This is a genomic window from Actinacidiphila sp. bgisy167, assembly GCF_965342175.1.
GTDB lineage: Bacteria > Actinomycetota > Actinomycetes > Streptomycetales > Streptomycetaceae > Actinacidiphila.
Genome location: NZ_CBDRBL010000017.1, coordinates 1 through 17389 on the forward strand (window position 1 = coordinate 1; position 17389 = coordinate 17389).

At 70.6% G+C, this 17389-nt stretch carries 8 protein-coding genes and 1 pseudogene; 7 read left to right on the plus strand and 2 right to left on the minus strand.

What is annotated here, in order from left to right:
- Positions 1 to 157: 157 nt before the first annotated feature.
- Entirely contained in the window at positions 158 to 1387 is a 1230-nt protein-coding gene (locus tag ACRWND_RS09300) for an amidohydrolase family protein (RefSeq protein WP_431947922.1), read from the minus strand.
- A gap of 954 nt (positions 1388 to 2341) precedes the next feature.
- On the opposite strand from ACRWND_RS09300, the gene ACRWND_RS09305 reads away from it, so the two are divergent.
- From ACRWND_RS09305 to ACRWND_RS09335, 7 genes and pseudogenes are all read left to right on the plus strand, one after another.
- A complete protein-coding gene (locus tag ACRWND_RS09305; RefSeq protein WP_431947924.1) occupies positions 2342 to 5707 on the plus strand; it encodes an amino acid adenylation domain-containing protein in 3366 nt (1121 codons plus the stop codon).
- A 319-nt stretch (positions 5708 to 6026) separates the two neighbouring features.
- The gene (locus tag ACRWND_RS09310; RefSeq protein WP_431947926.1) at positions 6027 to 7100 is read left to right on the plus strand and encodes an FkbO/Hyg5 family chorismatase; all 1074 of its coding nucleotides are present in this window, start codon (positions 6027 to 6029) and stop codon (positions 7098 to 7100) included.
- Between the two features lie 147 nt (positions 7101 to 7247).
- On the plus strand, positions 7248 to 7604 hold the full coding sequence (locus ACRWND_RS09315; RefSeq protein ID WP_431947928.1) for a 5-carboxymethyl-2-hydroxymuconate Delta-isomerase: 357 nt from the start codon (positions 7248 to 7250) through the stop codon (positions 7602 to 7604).
- Between the two features lie 120 nt (positions 7605 to 7724).
- The gene (locus ACRWND_RS09320) at positions 7725 to 8228 is read left to right on the plus strand and encodes a DinB family protein (RefSeq protein ID WP_431947930.1); all 504 of its coding nucleotides are present in this window, start codon (positions 7725 to 7727) and stop codon (positions 8226 to 8228) included.
- A 559-nt stretch (positions 8229 to 8787) separates the two neighbouring features.
- Positions 8788 to 9036, plus strand: a pseudogene (locus ACRWND_RS09325) (cobalt ABC transporter ATP-binding protein); the annotation flags it as partial.
- Between the two features lie 985 nt (positions 9037 to 10021).
- Positions 10022 to 11815: an amino acid adenylation domain-containing protein gene (locus ACRWND_RS09330; protein WP_431947932.1), complete on the plus strand. Its 1794-nt coding sequence runs from the start codon at positions 10022 to 10024 to the stop codon at positions 11813 to 11815.
- The gene (locus ACRWND_RS09335; protein ID WP_431947933.1) at positions 11812 to 17244 is read left to right on the plus strand and encodes a non-ribosomal peptide synthetase/MFS transporter; all 5433 of its coding nucleotides are present in this window, start codon (positions 11812 to 11814) and stop codon (positions 17242 to 17244) included. Before ACRWND_RS09330 ends, ACRWND_RS09335 begins: the two co-directional genes overlap by 4 nt.
- On the opposite strand, the gene ACRWND_RS09340 is transcribed toward ACRWND_RS09335, so the two are convergent.
- Positions 17210 to 17365 carry a hypothetical protein gene (locus tag ACRWND_RS09340; protein WP_431947935.1) on the minus strand — a complete coding sequence of 52 codons (156 nt, stop codon included), beginning with the start codon at positions 17363 to 17365 and terminating at the stop codon, positions 17210 to 17212. The genes ACRWND_RS09335 and ACRWND_RS09340 overlap by 35 nt on opposite strands.
- Positions 17366 to 17389 lie beyond the last annotated feature (24 nt).

The window sequence follows — 17389 nt, forward strand, 5'->3', positions numbered from 1 at the left end:
TCACCAACGACCCAGAACCCAAACCGTTTCGGATCAATATGGAACTTGATCAAGCCCTGATCAGTTCGTACTCATCAATATCGCGCACACTGAACATCGACCGGGTAGGAGCGGAATGACACGTGTGGGTGTGGACCATGAAGGTTCGCATCTGCGCTCAGTGTGAGGCAGGGCCCTGGTGCCGGCGTTGCGGATCGACTCGGGTGCCGCGGGAATAGACTGCCGCAATCCGGTGCAGGGCGGAGGGGTCGCCGATCGGATCGGCCCGTACGACAACGACATCGGCGTCGTACCCCGGCTTCAGCCTGCCCTTGCGGTGGCCGAGACCGCAGACACCGGCGGCGACCGACGTCATACTCCGCAGGATGGCCATCCGGTCCATTCCGTATGCGGCCAGCCGATCCTGCGCGTACGGGAGCACATCGTGCGGTTTGTACGGGCCGATCCCCGCGTCCGTGCCCGCGACGATCACCGCTCCCGCCGCGTGCAGGGCCGCGAAGTTGGCTATGATTTCAGGCATTCTCCGGGATACGGCCGCGGGCACCACCGAGCCAGTTCCGGGTAGCGCTCCGGCGGTGGCGCCGAGCGCGACGCGCTGGGAGACGATCCGCTCGACGAGTTCAGGCCCCGGCGCGACGACTCCTTCGGCCGACCAGAAACCGGCGTGTTCCACACCATCCACCCCGGCCTCGATCGCGTCGAGTGCAGCGTCGTAACCGTGCGCGTGCGCGGTCACGGGGATCCCGTGCCGGTGCGCCTCCATGACAGCAGCACGCAGGGCTTCCCGGGCGAACTGTGATTGCTCCGGGAAGCTGGCCGACGTCATTGTGCCGCCGCTGGCCATGATCTTGACGATGTCGACACCACGTTCCACATGGGTACGCACCGCGACCCGGAGTTCGGCGGGGCTGGGCCCCACCTCACCGCCGAGGAAATGGCAGTGCCCGGCCACGGTGGTCAGCGGCGGCCCGGCCGCCACGATGGTCGGCAGGTCCGTCGCGCCTCGCAGGGCCAGTGACAGGAAGTTTCGGTCGCCGAGGTCACGCACGGTCGTGATGCCAGCGCGCAGTGCTGTCGTGGCCGCGACGCGCATCGCGGCCACGACAGCGTCGTCGTCGCGATCGGCGAGTGACTTCACCGGGTCGGGGCTCGCGTCGAAGGCGAGGTGCACGTGGGGATCGATCAGACCGGGAATGAGGGTGGCGCCCGGAAAGTCCACGACGGTCTCTCCAAGCCGCAGATCCGCCGTACGGCCGATTCCGACTATCGTCGTTCCTTCGAGGATCACGACGGGGTCGTCCCACGGCATGACCGTTTCGCCGTCGAACAGCCGTGACGCCCGCAGCACCGTGGTGCCGTGATGTGCGGTTTCGTTCACCATAGACATGCACTTGACCTTAAGTAACTGTTTCAGAATGCCGCCCGAGGCCGTCGAAGACAGATGATGCTGCGGGCACATTGGGGGAGACCTTGCTGGAGGTCGGCGCGTCGCTCGTAGCGGATGCGAAGTTGTTTGAACTTGTGCAGCCAGGCGAACGCGCGCCGAGCAGGACGACGGGCAGCTGAACACCCCGCGGAACGGCGACCGCCACGGTCAGTCCTGACGGAGTCTCGGCGCGGAGAGCACGGCCCAGTTCGTCGGACCACGCCTCAAGCTGTGCACACGTGAGCCGCTCGGTGCCGCACTCGACGGCGGACGGCCGTCGGCCTCATCCTGGACACTTCCCTGATCGGCCCGGGCACTCGGCAGGGAAGGAAAGGGACGTCCGTCGACCTGCTACCTCGGCTATGGCAGGGTCCAGTTGGCGCCGCACATGTGCTCCGCTTGCTCGTAGCTGATTTCAGGGCGAAACCTATAGAGGGTGCGAAGCACAACACAAGAGCCGCTAATGGCATGCTAACTCGTCTGTCGCGTTCGGAACGGGATGTGCAGGCCGTCACACGTCTCGGCCACGGCCTCGTGCTCGGTGATGGTCTCGCTCATCAGGCATCTCCTTGATCATCGGATCCGCCGCCTATTGGACACTCTCGTAGTCCGGGCCTGCTGGGTCATCGCGAGCGGGGTGGGGTCCGACCCGCGGGCCTGGTCACGTAGTCCCAGATCCCCTGCCCGCCTGCGCTGGTGATCCTGACCGGTGCGTGATCCGGTTGCCGCAACTCGGCGCCCGTTAGTTCTTCGTATGAATGCCGAAGCCGGGCTATCCCGTCGCGCACAGGTACTGCTGAACTTGGTGCCGGGACGGTCCACGCCGAGAAGAAACCGCGTCAGGTCGGCCTCCGACGCCACCGGGTCAGGCCGGTGAACCGGACCATCCCTCCCCCGATTCTCCAAGAGAACGCAATGACGACTGTCTATGATCTTGTGGCCGCTCAGGCCGAACGTGTTCCCACCGCCACAGCGGTCATCGCAGGCGAACGCCGGACCAGCTACCAGGAGCTGACGGCCATGGCCGCCCGATTCGCGCAGGGCCTGGCCGAGCCCGCGGCGAACCTGATCGGTGTCTGTCTCCCCCGCGATGAGCGGATGGTCGCGGGGATCCTCGCGGTGTGGCGGGCAGGGTGCGGTTACGTCCCGCTCGACCCGCTCATGCCGTTGTCCCGCCTGAAGGAAATGGTCCAGCTGGCGGCGATCCGGTACGTGCTGACCACCCGCGAGCTGGCCCCCACCTGCGCGGCGACTGGTGCCCAGCCCGTCATCGTCGAGGACCTGAACGACAGCGGCGGCGCCCCTGTCAAAGCGGACGGTCTCGCGTACGTCCTGTTCACGTCCGGCTCCACCGGCGCACCCAAGGGCGTGGCGGTCGAGCACTCCTCAGTGGTCGCCTTCCTGCGGTGGGTGGAACGCACGAGCGATCCCGCGCATCTGCGCGCGGGACTGGCCACTGCATCGCTCAGCTTCGACGCATCGGTCCACCAGATCTTCGGGCCGTTGAGCACCGGAGGCTCCGTAGTCCTGGCCGACGACATCCTCGCCCTGCCGACGCTACCGGCCCGCGACGAGGTCACGATGATCGGCGCGCCGCCTTCCGCGATCGCCGCCCTGCTGGAACAGCCACTGCCCAGCGGGGTGCGCCGGGTGAACCTCGGCGGCGAGGTGGCCACTCGCTCGCTGGTCGATCGCCTGTACGCACAGCCGGGAGTGGAGACCGTCGTCAACGTGTACGGGCCGACCGAGTGCACCGTCTTCTGCGCCACACACGTCATCGGCCGGGCGGAGAAGGGGAACCCGCCCATCGGACAGCCCGTCGCCGGCAGCGAGCTGACCGTCCGCGACGCCGATCAGCGGGTGGTCGACGACGGGACACCTGGCGAGCTGTGGGTGGCGGGACCACTCGTCGCCCGCGGCTATCTCGGCGCGCCGGAGCTGACCGCCGAGCGATTCGTCGAGGACCCCGCCTCCCTGGGTGCGCGGCGCTACCGCACCGGCGACCTCGTCCGCCGCGTCGATGGTGTCCTGCACTACCTCGGCCGCCTGGACGACCAGGTCAAGGTGCGCGGTTTCCGGGTAGAGTTCGGCGAGGTCGAGTCCGCACTGGCCGCGCACCCGGGCGTGCGCAACGCCGTGGCCACCGCCCCGGCGGACCCCCAGGGCGTCCGCACGCTGCACGCCTATGTGGAGGCGCCGGCGGGGACCGCGCCGGTCACCGAGGCCGAGCTTCACGATCACCTGCGCGACAGGCTGCCCGACTACATGGTCCCCGCTCGCATCATGGTGCTGGAGAACCTGCCCCTGAACTCGAGCGGCAAGGCGGACCGGGCAGCGCTGCCTCCCATCCCCGCCACCGGCACCGGTGGCGGCGACGGTGAGCAGCCGCACGGCGCGGTCGAGGAGCAGGTGGCCGCCATCATCGCGGACGTGCTGGGCCTGCTCCGGGTGGGCCGGTCGGACCGGTTCGACGTTCTGGGTGGCCATTCGCTGGCCGCCGCCCGGGTGGTCGCCCGCGTCCGTGCGGAACTGGGCACCGCGGTCCAGCCCGGAGCGTTCCTGGCCGAGCCGACCGTGGCGGGCCTGGCGCGCCGGCTGGCTGATGCCGGGACGGCTCTACCACCACCGATGCGGCATTTCGGCGCCACGAGTGTGCCGTTGACCGACATGCAGCGCCAGCTGTGGATGACTCGGCAGGTCAGCGGCTTCCCCGGCGCCACTGCAGAAGCGTTCGCGATCGGCATCACCGGCCGGGTCGACTCGGCCGCCCTGACCGCCGCCCTGAACGCTCTCGTCGTTCGACACGAGGCGCTGCGCACGGTGGTGCGGGTGAACGGGACGGAGGTGACGGGCGAGGTCCGCCCGCCGGCCGAGGTCCCGTTCACCGAGTACGACGCGCAGGCCATGGGCGACGAGGAGATCCACTCCGTCCTCGACGAGACAGCCCGGCAGCCTTTCGCGCTCGACGTCGACGTGCCGCATCTGCGCGCCACCTTGGTCCGGACCGCGGAGGACACGGCCACCCTGGTCATCGGGGTGGACCATGTGGCCTTCGACGGCTGGTCCGGCGGCATCCTTCTGCAGGAACTGGCCACGCACCTGGCCGAGGCCGAGCAGTCGATGGCGGAACCAGCCGTGCAGTTGAGTGACGTGGCCCGCTGGGAACAAACGTTGTTCGCCGCGAACGCCACCGCCGATCGGGAGTTCTGGACGAAGGAACTGGCCGGCGCGCGGCCACCGTACGACGTGTCCCGCCGCGCCCGCAACGGTGCCCTGAGCTGCCGGGGAAAGCGCCTGAGCCGTCCACTCGCACCGGAGACGGTCGACGCGGTGCGCAAGCTGGGTTCGCTCAGTGGGCTGAGCCCCTTCGCGGTGTACTTGGCGGCGTTGGACGTGCTGCTCGCCAGGTGGACCGGTACCCGTGACATTCTCGTCGGGGTGCCGGCGGCGCGACGCGATGTGGTGGAACTCGATCACGTGGTCGGTCCGTTGATCGCGACCCTTCCCGTCCGGGTACGGTGGGAACCCGAGCAGAGCTTCCGGACGGTGGTGGCAGAGGCGGCGCTGGCGCGCAACCGCTCACTGACGCACCGCGATCTGCCGTCCGCGACACTCTTGGAGGCAGCCGACGCCGCGGGCGTGGTGCGGCCACCGGGAGTACCGCTGACCCCGGTGGTCCTGTCGGTACGCCCGTCCGGGATGCCGGTACGCCTGCGGTCAGGTGCCGCGGAGCTCCATGTGCTCGGCGAGCGGGACTCCGGCGCGGCTCCCAACGAAGCCACCTTCCTCGTCAACGACACGGCCGCCGGGACCGAGGTGCAGCTCTGCTACGACGTGGAGCGCTTCGATCAGGCGACCGCCTCGGCGTTGCTCGATGGATTCTGCCAGGTCCTCACCGAGGGCAGCGCCCATCCCGACCGCGTCTGCTCGGCACTCGCGATGCCCGTTCCGCCGTCGCATGAGCCTGATGCGCTCCCCGGGGCGCAGCGCGAGCCGGCGGGGCGCAAGCGGGTGGAGCCCGCGACCGTGGTGGAGGAGTTTCTGGCGACAACGTGGGAACAGGTGCTCGGAGTGCAGGGGGTGGCCGCTTCCGACTCCTTCTTCGACTGCGGGGGCAACTCGCTGACCGCGATCCGGGTGGCCCGGGAGATCTTCGACGCGTTGGGCGTCGACGTCTCCGTCCGCACCGTGTTCGAGCTTCCTGTGCTGGCCGATCTGGCCACGCTGGTCGAGCAGCGGGCACTCGCCGCGCTGGCGACCGAGGAGGGCGTCGCGCCCTGAGCGCGGCCCCCGGCACATCCTCCGGCAACGACCAGCAGCGGCCGACAACACTCGGCAGTTGTCCGGTGGTCAACCGATGCGGCATCGCATGGCCGAGGACGCAGGCAACCCGGGCTTGCTGCGACCCGTCCTGAATGCCGTTCCACTGGTGTGGGCCGGTCGAATTCGCCGGACCGGAACCCGATCCAGATGCGCCCTGCTGCGCCTCGCGGCGGGCGCCGCCGTCATAGAATCAAGCTTTGGAGATACGTTGAATCACTCACGACTTCGGAACCGTGTGCGGGGGCTGCGGTCCGAGCTGGTCCCGGGCACTGCCGGTGTGGCCGACGCGTCGGGCGGCAGTGTGCTGGGGCGGATCATCTTCGCCGACAGACCGGCCGAACCCACCTTGGTCGATGGGATCCCCTGCCTGACCACCCACATGGCGAACGGGAGTGGCGCTCCGTTCGAGGAGGTCTGGCAGACCGACCGGCCCGGGCGCTCCGGCACGTCGGGGGACGCTGTCTATGCCGAGGACGGCGAGTACCTGTTCTACGCCGTACGTCTCGGACCGCAGCCGGTGTACCGGGAGCGTGTACGCGAATTGTACGAGGACGCCCTGCGGTTCGTGTGGGAAAGCGGCTATACCCGGCTGGTACGCATGTGGAACCTGATCGGCGACATCACCGGCCCGAACGCGGAAGGCGTTGAGATCTACCGCGACTTCTGCGTCGGCCGGGCCGAAGCATTCGCTGCTTGGGCCGAACAGTTCCCGCAGCTGCCGGCCGCCACCGGAATCGGCACGCTCAGTCCCGGCATCGACCTCTGTGTCCTTGCCGCGAAACAGGGCCGGACCGTCCACCTGGAAAATCCGCGGCAGACCCCGGCCTACCGGTACCCGGCACGGTATGGACCGAAGTCTCCGAGCTTCGCCCGCGCGACGTTCCTGCAGGGGCAGCAGACGGCGAGCGTGTTCGTGTCGGGCACGGCCAGCATCCTGGGTGAGGACACCGTGCACGCGGACGACGTCACACGGCAGACCCTCGAGACCCTCTGCAACATCGACGCACTCGTCGGTGGCGAGAATCTGCGCCGGCACGGCGTGGAAGGCCACGGTTACGCCGTGCGGGATCTCGACCAAGTCAAGGTCTACGTCCGCGATCCCGAGCACCTTGCCACCGTTCGCGACATCTGCGCGCAGGTGTTCCGCGCTGACTCCGAGATCGCCTACTTCAACGTCGACGTGTGCCGGCCCGACCTGCTCGTGGAGATCGAGGGGGTGTGCCGGCAACGCCCGGCCAGTTCGGACCCGGATGTGCGAGTCGCCGCTGAGCTGATGTCGGATGTCGATGGTGCCGGGGTATCGGGTCGGGAGCCGGGCAGCTCCGAATCGGGCGGGAATGCCGGCGAGTAGGCCGTGGCCGGAGCAGGGTGAGGCGGGCGGCGCGGTGACCGCGGCGGGCTCGACCACTGCGTCCGAGCTGAGCGGCTCGGACGCGTTCGACCCACGGTCACACCGCCGCGCTACTGGTGGGTTCTTCGATCACGGGAAGGTGTCGGCATGCCACAGATAACGGTCCAGTACCCGAAAGCGCTGGCGGCGGGTTTCGATAGGAGAGGGTTCGCCTTGGCCGCGCACGCTGCGGCCTCCGACCTGATCAGTAGCGCGCTGGGGGGATTCAAGACCCGGTTCCTCGCCCTCGACGAGACTGTTGTCGGCGACGGAAGCCCTAACCACCACATGGTTCACGCAATTGTCGACATCCTGCCAGGCCGTCCTGAGGAGCTGAAGGAACGCTTGGGAAAGCTGATACTGGGCCTGCTCAAGGAGCACCTCGCGATCCCCAGCGCATGCTCCATCCAAGTAACCACTGAGATTCGGGAACTGCAGGGGTATTATCAGCTCGTTCTCCCCTGATCTCGGCCATGGGCGGGAATGTGTGCGCCAGGGTCCCGAGGTCATCAGGCTTCAACGGCGGATAAGCGAGACAATCGTTTCCCCTCACTCCGAGGGGCGGGATTAGATATTATGGATACGATGCTGCACTGTACGGAATGTGATTACGAGTACGATCTGGCGTTGGCCGAGAAAGTGTCGGTGCTGACCCACCACTATGTCTCCGAATGCGTGGAACTGTTGCGCGCCGACCCTGTCGTACTCCGACGACGCGCCGCGCCCCAGGTCTGGAGTCCCCTCGAGTACGCCTGTCACATGCGCGATGTACTGCTCGTCCAGCGAGAACGGCTACTCGCCGCGCGACGCAGCGACTCGCCGGTCACCGAGCCGATGGGGCGGGACGAGCGGGTCGAACACGACGGATACATTCAGCAGGAACCAGCCGATGTCGCTCGTCAACTGCACGACGCCGCCCTGCTGTTCACCCACGGACTCGACCAGCTCGGACCCGCGGACTGGGAACGCACTCTGAGCGTCCCCTACCCCGAGACGGCCGTGCGATCCCTGCGTTGGTTCGCAGTGCACACGCTGCACGAGTTGCGGCATCACCGACTCGATATTCGCCGCCAGCTGGAACACGCGTAGGCGGCTCCATCCTGTCATCGCCGGAATCCGAGACGAACGAACTCGCCGATGAGGCGATCCACAAGTGGTTCCGGCGACCGAGTGAGGTTTTCTCAACGGAGATCGTTTCCAGAATGCCGGCCCGGGCCGTCCGTTGAGGACGAGTGCGGCCAGGGCGATTTCAAAGTCTGAGTGATCTTGTGAGTGTGCAGGTCACGGCGATGTGACGATGTCTGCCGAGTGCGCAACGCAACGAAGCTCCGTTGTGGAGGTGACCTTCCCAAGTCGCCTTCGTCCAAAGGAGCTTCGATGTGCCGCCAGTCTGCCACCGTCTGCCTGACCAAGTCGCCCAGCCGTCAGCATCGGTCGATCGGTCCGCTGGCGCTGCGGCTGCAGACGCTGGCTGATCCGCGCTCGCGACGCGGGAAGTGTCACCCGTTCGTGGCGGTGCTGCTGGTGGCCTGCTCGTCGGTGCCCAAAGCCCCGAGCATGGCCACCCGGCTGATCGACGACATCTCCACCGCCCTGGACGAGCAGACCATCGTGGTCCCAGGGAACCGGCACCCTCGACACAGTCGTGCGCGTCATCCACCTGCCCGGCGACGGACACGCGGTGATCGGCGAACCCCCCGGCATCCTCCGCGACGCCGGCATCGCGCCCCCGATCGCGGAACTCGGACGCGCTGCGGGCTGGGACCCGCTGCCGCTGTCCGTGCACGACGCCCGGCGCCGTGCGGCGCCGCTATGCACCAGCCTGGCCGGGTACGACCCGGGCCCCGTCCGCCCTGCTCCTGCCGCCGCCCCGCCGAAACTGCTCGCCGCCAGGGGATCTCGACGAGCCCGGTGACCAGCACCACGAGCACGAGGGCGACTGTCGCGCTGTGCTGGTGGGCGCGGGGTTGCAACGGCGGGGCCTTGACGCCGGGCCGGGCGAGCTTGACGAATTCCTGATGCCCCGTGGCGTGCGTCACCGATGTCGTCACCATGCCGTCAGCAGCGCGGCCCGCGGTACCAGGGTTGCGGAACGACACGGGAGAGCCGTGCGGTTCCGCCTTCGCGCGCGTGACGAAGACCACCGACTCCGCACCGTCGACGACCACCTACACCGACGACACCGCCATGGACCCCGCGGCCCGGAACCTCCCGCACCGACTCCGTCGCAGGCGCCTCCTTCGCGACCTACGACGCGGACAGCGACCTCGCCACCCAGAGCCTCAGCCATGGTGCTCCTCCTCCGCGCGGGCCGCCGTGTCGCGGGCCAGGCGCGGTACGGCGGACGAACCCCGCCCGCATGCCGACGCCGGGAAGCGGTGGCCGCCCGGACCTGTCGTCAGGGCGCCATCAAGAATGGGAGCGGCCTCAGATGACGGCCGCGGCGGCTCGCCGGCACCGGCCCGCGGGGTGCCCGGGCTCGGTCCTCCGGATTGGGCCCACCCGATTCCCCCTTCTTTCGAGGGGCACAGCCCAGGGCGGCCGGGGCGTGCGGCCCCGATCGCCCAGTCGGCCCTCATGGATCGATTGCCCCCCGTCGTTGCAACGGCTGTCTTCCTGACTCGCCACAGCTGCCGTCACGCCCGTCGCACTTCCCGGAACATTCAGGTGAAAACGGGCAAGAGGTCTGAAAGGCGCGATTGTTAAGGTCTCATCAGCACCTCTGTGGCGTTCGACCGGCTGTTCCTAGTGTGACTCGCGGCCCTGTCCGGGCGAGAGGAGCAGAGGACGTGCAACACAATTCGGGTGCCGGATCCGTGGAACTTGCGGGACCCAAGGTCATGAGGGGCTGTCCGACCGGCTTGCCAGGTCTGATCAGGGACGTGGCGGAGCGGCACCCTGACCGCCCGGCCGTCCGGTCCGGGGTGGACGTCCTCACCTATCGGCAGCTCGACGCGTGGTCGGACGCCATCGGCCGGACCCTGCGGGACCGGGCTCCGGAGGGTGTGCCGGTGGTGGTGGCCGTGCCCCGCAGCAACGGGCTTCTCGCGGCGCTGCTGGGCGTCCTGAAGGCCGGGTTGCCCTACCTGCCCGTCGACCCGAACGATCCGCCGGCCCGGCTGGCCGCCGTCCTGGAGACCGCGGGCAGCCGGGTGGCGCTCGTCGGCGGTCAGGCAGGACCGGTCCTGGCCCAGCACGGACTGCGCACGGTCGAGGTCGACGCATCACGTGTCGCGGTGGCATCCGGCGGCCCCGGGTTCGTGGCGGATCCGCTGCCGCAGGTGGCCGACGACCAGCCTGTGTACGTTCTGTTCACCTCCGGCTCCACGGGCGCGCCCAAGGGCGTCGTGCTGCCGAGCCTGGCGCTGTGCAACCGGCTGCTGTGGATGCGCGACACCTACGGCATCGTGCCGGAGGACCGGATCCTGCAGAAGACCCCGGTCACCTTCGACGTCTCCGGCTGGGAGCTGTGGCTCCCGCTGATTTCCGGGGCCACCTGCGTCTTCCTGCCGCCGGAGGAGCACCGCGACCCGGCTCTGGTGGCGCGCGCCGTCCAGGACCACCGGATCACCGTGTGCCACTTCGTGCCGTCGATGCTCCGCGAGTTCCTGCGCAGTCCCGGGGCGCAGGACTGCACCTCGCTGCGACATGTCTTCTGCAGCGGCGAGGCCCTGCCCGTCGCCGTGGCACGCGACTTCACCGCGAGCCTGCCCGCCCGGTTGCACAACCTGTACGGCCCCACTGAGGCGGCAATCGACGTCACGCACTGGACCTGTCCGCAAGAGGCCGCCGACGTCGACCGGGTCCTCATCGGGCTGCCTGTCGACAACTGTGTCCTCGGCATCTTCGGCGGCGACGGCAAGCCGGTGCCCACCGGGGAGGAAGGCGAACTGCGCATCGGCGGCATGCCATTGGCCCTGGGCTACCTCAACCGGCCGGACCTGACGGAGCGGGCCTTCGTCCCCGCGGACGCCAACGCGTCGGTGCCCGTCTGGTACCGCACCGGCGACCGGGTCCGGTGGGTGGACGGCGGCCTGGAGTACCTGGGCCGTGTCGACGACCAGGTGAAGATCCGCGGCCAGCGCATAGAGCCGCAGGAGGTCGAACACCACCTGAACGGTCACCCCGAGGTGGCCGAGGGCACCGTGGTGGCGGCCACGGTGGGTGAGGACGTGGAACTGGTGGCCTGGGTCCGTCCCACCGCCGACGGCGCCGGGACGCCGGCCGGGGACGGGCTGCCCCGCAGGCTCCGCGAGCACCTGGCCGACCGGGTACCGCCCGCCTACGTGCCGACCCGCTTCCTCATCGCCGCCGAACTCCCCCTCAGCGGCAGCGGCAAGCGGGACCGCAAACTCCTGCGGCAGCGAGCCGAGGAGCAGCTGAACGCGCAGCGGTCCGCGTCACGGCCCGGCCGGATGGACGGCGGACGGCCGCTGCTGGAGCGCCTGATACGCGAACGCTCCGGCCGGACGGGCGCCTCCGCCGAGGACGACCCGGACGCCGTGGCGTCGATCGGGCACGAGGTCCTCCCGCAGGCCTTTGAGGCAGGCGATCCGCAGGCCCGCTCCGTGGCGCTCGGCGGGCACAGCCTGCGGGGCGCACGCGTGGCCGCCGAGATCCACAACCGGCTCGGGGTCTTTCTGCCGCCCCTCGACGCGGAAGGCGGTGCCCGATGACGACGTCCCCCGTCCACTCGCCGGGCACCGACCAGGACCGGCTGCGCGCCCTGCTGGCCACTCGGGCCGCGGCCGCCCGGCAGGGTGCCCCCCGCGACGACGGCGCCCCCGAGCCGCTCAGCACGGCCCAGGAACGCCTATGGTTCCAGGCACAGTTGCAGCCCGACAGCCCGGCCTATCTGGTGCCCGTGCTGCTGCGGCTGCGCGGCCCCCTGGAGCGGGAGGCCCTGCTCGGAGCGGTGCGCGACCTCGCCGAGCGGCACCGGGTGCTGCGCGGCGTCGTGGACGCCTTCGGTCCCAGGCCCGTGCTGCGGACCCGCGCCGTCGCCGACGTTCCCGTGGAGGACGTCGACCTCACCGCCCACCCCGACCCCGACGAGGAACTGGACCGCCAGGTCGGCGAACGCGTCCGCCGGCCGATCGCGCCGGAGAAGGAGTGCCCCCTGCGCGCGGCCTGCTTCACCGTGGGCGAGCAGGACCATGCGCTGCTGCTGGTCGTCCATCACATCGCCACCGACGCGTGGTCCAACGGCCTGTTGATCGCCGACCTGGCCGCGCTGTACGCCGCCCGCCGCGGACTCGGTCCTGTACCGCAGGCGGCGCCGCAGTACGCGGATGTCGCCGACCGGCTGCCCGCGGAACTGGAGGACGCCCGCCTGGACTGGTGGGAGGAACGGCTGTCCGGCTGCGGTGCGGGACTCGACCTGCCCGCCGACCGTCCGCACCGCCCGGTCCCCTCCGACCTGGGCGGCGCGGTGCCGCTGGTCTTCTCCGCCGAGGTCCGCGCGCGGCTGCTCGCACTGGCCTCCTCGACCGGCTGCACACCCTTCATGGTGCTGCTCGCGGCCTGGCAGGCGCTGCTGGCCCGCGTCTCGGGGAGCACGGACATCCCCGTCGGAGTTCCCGACGGCGGTCGTCGCACCCCCGGCAGCGACCGGGCGGTGGGCTTGTTCGTCAACACCGTCGTGATGCGCACGGACCTGTCCGGCGACCCCTCCGGGCGGACGCTTCTCGACCGCGTGCGCAGCACCGTCCTCGACGCCATCGGCAACGGCGACGTGCCGTTCGAGCGCGTCGTGGAACGGGTGCGCCCGGAGCGCGCGGCAGGCGCCAACCCCCTGTTCGACACCATGGCCAACCTCTACCGCCGGCCCGACGTCAGCGAACGCTTCGCGGGCCTCACCACGGAGTTCCGCGAGGTGCCGACCGGTTCGGTCAAGGCCGACCTCGCCCTCCAGCTCTTCGAGCGGGAGTCCGATGGCACCCTCAGCGGCGTTCTGGAGTACCGGGCCGAGCGCTTCGAGCGCGACAGCGCCGAACGGCTCGCCGACTGGTACCTGCGGCTGCTCGACGCGCTGCTGGCCGACCCCGACGCCCCCGTGGGCTCCCTCGCGCTCGACGAGCCCGGCGCCGGCGTCGTCCACGGTCCGGTCCGGCACTTCCCGCTGGACCGCCCCGTGCACGCCGTGATCGAGGACTGGGCGGACCGCACTCCCGACAGCGTGGCGGTGGTGGCCGCGGAGGGATCGCTGACCTATGCCGAGCTGGACCGCCGGGCCAACCGCGTGGCCCACCGGCTGCTGGCGACCGGAGTCCGACCCCAGGACCCGGTCGCCGTCCTCGCCGAACGCGGTCTCGACCTGGCGGTCGCCGTCCTCGGAACCCTCAAGGCGGGAGCGGCCTTCGTACCGCTGGAGCCGTCCTACCCGGACCAGCGGCTGGCGGCCACGCTGGCGGCCTCCGGCAGCGAACACCTGCTCGTCCAGGACGAACTCACCGGACGCGCCGCCGCCACCCGGCTCACCGTGATCGGTGAGACCGTCGCCGACGCGACGCTTCCGGACACGCGGCCGGGCACCGGGACCTCCCCGGACGACCTCGCGTACGTCATCTTCACCTCGGGCTCTACGGGCACGCCCAAGGGCGTCGCCGTCGAGCACCGCAGCCTCGTGCACTACACGCACGGCGGCCTGGAACGCGTCGACGGCCACGGCCGCTCCTTCGCCCTACTGTCCACCGCCGCCGCCGACCTCGGCTACCTGTCGGTCTTCGGCGCCTTGATCAGCGGCGGAACCCTGCATCTTGTCGACCGCGAGACCGCGACCGACCCGCAACGGCTCGCCGCGTACTTCACCACGCACCCGGTGGACGTGGTCAAGATGGTGCCCAGCCACGTGGAACTCCTCGCCGCCCACGGCGACCTGACGGCCGTCCTGCCGCGCCGCACCCTGGTGCTGGCGGGCGAGCCCTGCCCGTGGGAACTGGCCGACCGCATCCGCGCCGCCCGCCCCGACCTGGTGCTGCACAACCACTACGGCCCGACCGAGACCACCGTTTCGGTCCTGGGCTGCGACCTCGGCCAGGTCGACCCGCACCGGCGCGGGGGACCGGTGGCCCCGCTCGGCACTCCCTTCCCCAACCACGTCTGCTACGTCGTGGACCCGGCGGGACGGCCACTGCCGCCCACCGTCCCCGGCGAACTCCTCATCGCGGGCCCCGGCGTGTCCCGCGGCTACCTCGCCAACGCGGAGGCCACGGAACGGGCCTTCGTCCCGGACCCCCTGGACGGCACCAGCCGCTGCTACCGCACCGGTGACCGCGTGCGCGTGCGCGCCGACGGACTCATCGAGTTCCTCGGCCGCCTCGACGACCAGGTCAAAATCCGTGGATACCGGGTCGAACTCGGCGAGGTCGCCGCCGCCTGCCGGGCCCTGCCGGGAGTGCGCGAGGCCGTAGTCCTGGCCGTCGGCTCGGGCAATCAGCGCCACCTCGCGGCCTGGCTCGTCCCCGCCGGTGACGAGCCGCTGGACATCAAGGCCGCCCGGACCGCGCTGCGCGCCGACCTGCCGAGCCACATGGTGCCCACAGCGCTGATTGCCATTCCCGCCGTCCCGCTGACCCCCAACGGGAAGGTGGACCGCGCCGCCCTGCCGGAGCCGACGGCCCAGGCCGCGGCGGAGCGGGTCACACCGCGCACGGGCACCGAGCGCCGCATCGCAGCCGCCTGGCAGGAGGTGCTGGAACTCCCCGACGCCGACCTGGACGTCGACGAGGACTTCTTCGCCCTCGGCGGCGACTCCTTCCGCGCCCTGCGGGCCGCCCGCGCCATCGACCCGGACCTGCGGGTCATCGACCTGTTCACCCGCCCCACCGTGCGCGACCTGGCGCTGTTCCTGGACGGGCCCGCCGAGCGCGACACCCGGCTGCTCCAGCGACTGGCCGGACCGGCGCAGGGGACCGCCGTGGGCCTGACCGTGCTCTGCGTCCCGTACGCGGGCGGCTCCGCCGCCTCGTACGGACCGCTCGCCGCCGAGCTGGCGGCGCGTCACCCCGACGCGGAGGTCCTCGCGCTGGAACCGCCGGGGCACGACCCGGCCCGTCCGGACGAGGTCATGCCGAGCCTCGCCGAGCTGATCGACGGCTGCCGGGACGAACTCGCCGGACGCGAGGGCCCCGTGCTGGTGTACGGGCACTGCGTGGGCACGGCCACAGCGGTCGGCCTCGCCCTGGAACTCGAGGCGCGCGGCACCGAACTCGCCGGCGTCGTCCTCGGCGCGTCCTTCCCCACGGCCCGGCTGCCCGGACGCCTCTCCTCTCTGGTGGACCGCTGGTTCCCCAGCGACCGCTGGACCTCCGACCGGGCCTACCGCGAGGTCCTGTCCGCCCTCGGCGGCCAACTGGAGGAGGCCACCGAGGAGGCCGTGATCCGCGGCGTTCGGCACGACGTGCGCCAGGCCGTGGACTGGTTCAGCGCCCGGCTCGGCACCCCCGAAGCGGCGCGCCTGCGCACGCCCGTGCTGTGCGTCATCGGCGACCGCGACCGGACCACGGAACTGTCCGAGGAGCGGTACGCCGAGTGGTACGCCTTCGCGGACCGGGTCGACCTGGCCCGGATCCCCGACGCCGGCCACTACTTCGTCAAGCACCAGGCGGGTGAGCTCGCGGACCTCATCTCCGGACGGCTCACGGAGCGTCCGGCCGCCGGCACCGCACCCGGAAGTACGCCGACCGCCGCCCCGGCCCGTCCCCGCCGGCCCGCCGGCCAGGACCTGCGCGACCTCCGGAGATTCGGCCTGCTGGCGCTGAGCCAGACGATCCTGCTGACGGGCGCGAGCCTGACCGCCTTCGGCCTCGGCGTCTGGGTCTACCAGCGCACCCACAACGTCGCCTACTACTCGATGATCACCATGCTGGCCCTGCTGCCCGCCGTGCTCGCCGCACCCCTCGGCGGCGCCGTGGCCGACCGGTACGACCGGCGCAAGGTCATGCTGGCCTGCACAGCCGTCTACGGCACCGCGCTGGCCGCGCTCACCACGGTCGCGGCGGCAGGCGCGCTCCAGGTCTGGCAGATCGCCCTCTTCGCCGGACTGACCTCGCTCACCGCGGCGTTCCAGCGCCCCGCCTACCTCGCGGCCGTCGCCCAGCTCGTGCCGAAGCCCTACCTGGCGCAGGCCAACGGCGTGGCCCAACTCGGCACCGCGCTGAGCACGCTCATCGCACCCGTCCTCGGCGGAGCACTGATCACCTTGGCCGGTCTCAGCGGCGTGATCGCCCTGGATCTCGTGGGTCTCGCGGGCGGCGCGGCGGTCCTGCTGGCCGTGCGCTTCCCGGACCGCCTCTTCCGCAAGCGACGGGAGACCTTCGGCTCCGCCATCACCGGCGGCTGGCGCTTCATCGCACGCCGCAAACCGATGGTGGCGATGGTGGTCTTCTTCGTGGTGGTCAACTACATCACCGCCACCACCACGGTGCTCACCGCCCCGCTGGTGCTCTCCTTCAGCACCCCGGCCGTCCTCGGCCTGGTGACCGCCGCCGGCGGCCTGGGCGCGGCGGTCGGCGGACTGGCCATGGCCTTCTGGGGCGGTACCCGCCGGCGCGCCGACGGCATGATCGCCACCACGGTCGGCATGGGCCTGGCCACCGCCCTGATCGGCCTGCGGCCGGCGCCCGTGCTGATGGGCATCGGCCTGTTCCTGTGGTGGGCACTGAACGCCGTGCTCAACGCGCACTGGCTGGCGATCATCCAGGCCAAGGTCGGCCTGGAGCTCCAGGGCCGGGTCGTGGCGACCAACCAGATGCTGGCCACTGCCATGATGCCGCTCGGCTTCCTGCTGACCCCGGTGCTCAACGAGCACGTCTTCGGCCCCCTGGTCAGCGGGAACCGCGTGTTCCAGGCGGTGCTGGGCGACGGACCGAACCGCGGCATGGGCCTGCTCATGATCACGGGCGGGCTCCTGCTGTCCTGCTGGGGCGTCATCGGGCTGCGCTACCGCCCGCTGAGGCGCATCGAGGACAGGCTGCCCGACATCCCCACCGGCAGCGTCATCTCCGAGGACCTCGACGTCCTGCAGAGCCAGGCGGACGCCCTGCAGGACGAGGCGGATTCGGCGCTGCTCAGCCCAGCAGGCGGGGGCGCAGCACGGCGGTGACGGCGTCGACGACCGGGGCCCACCCTTCACGGATGAAGAGGTGGGCCCCCGGTTCGTGGCGCAGCTCGAATCCCGCGGCGGTGCGGTCCGCCCAGGACGCCATGTCCGCGGCGGGAGCCACCTTATGATCCCCACCCTTCGAGGT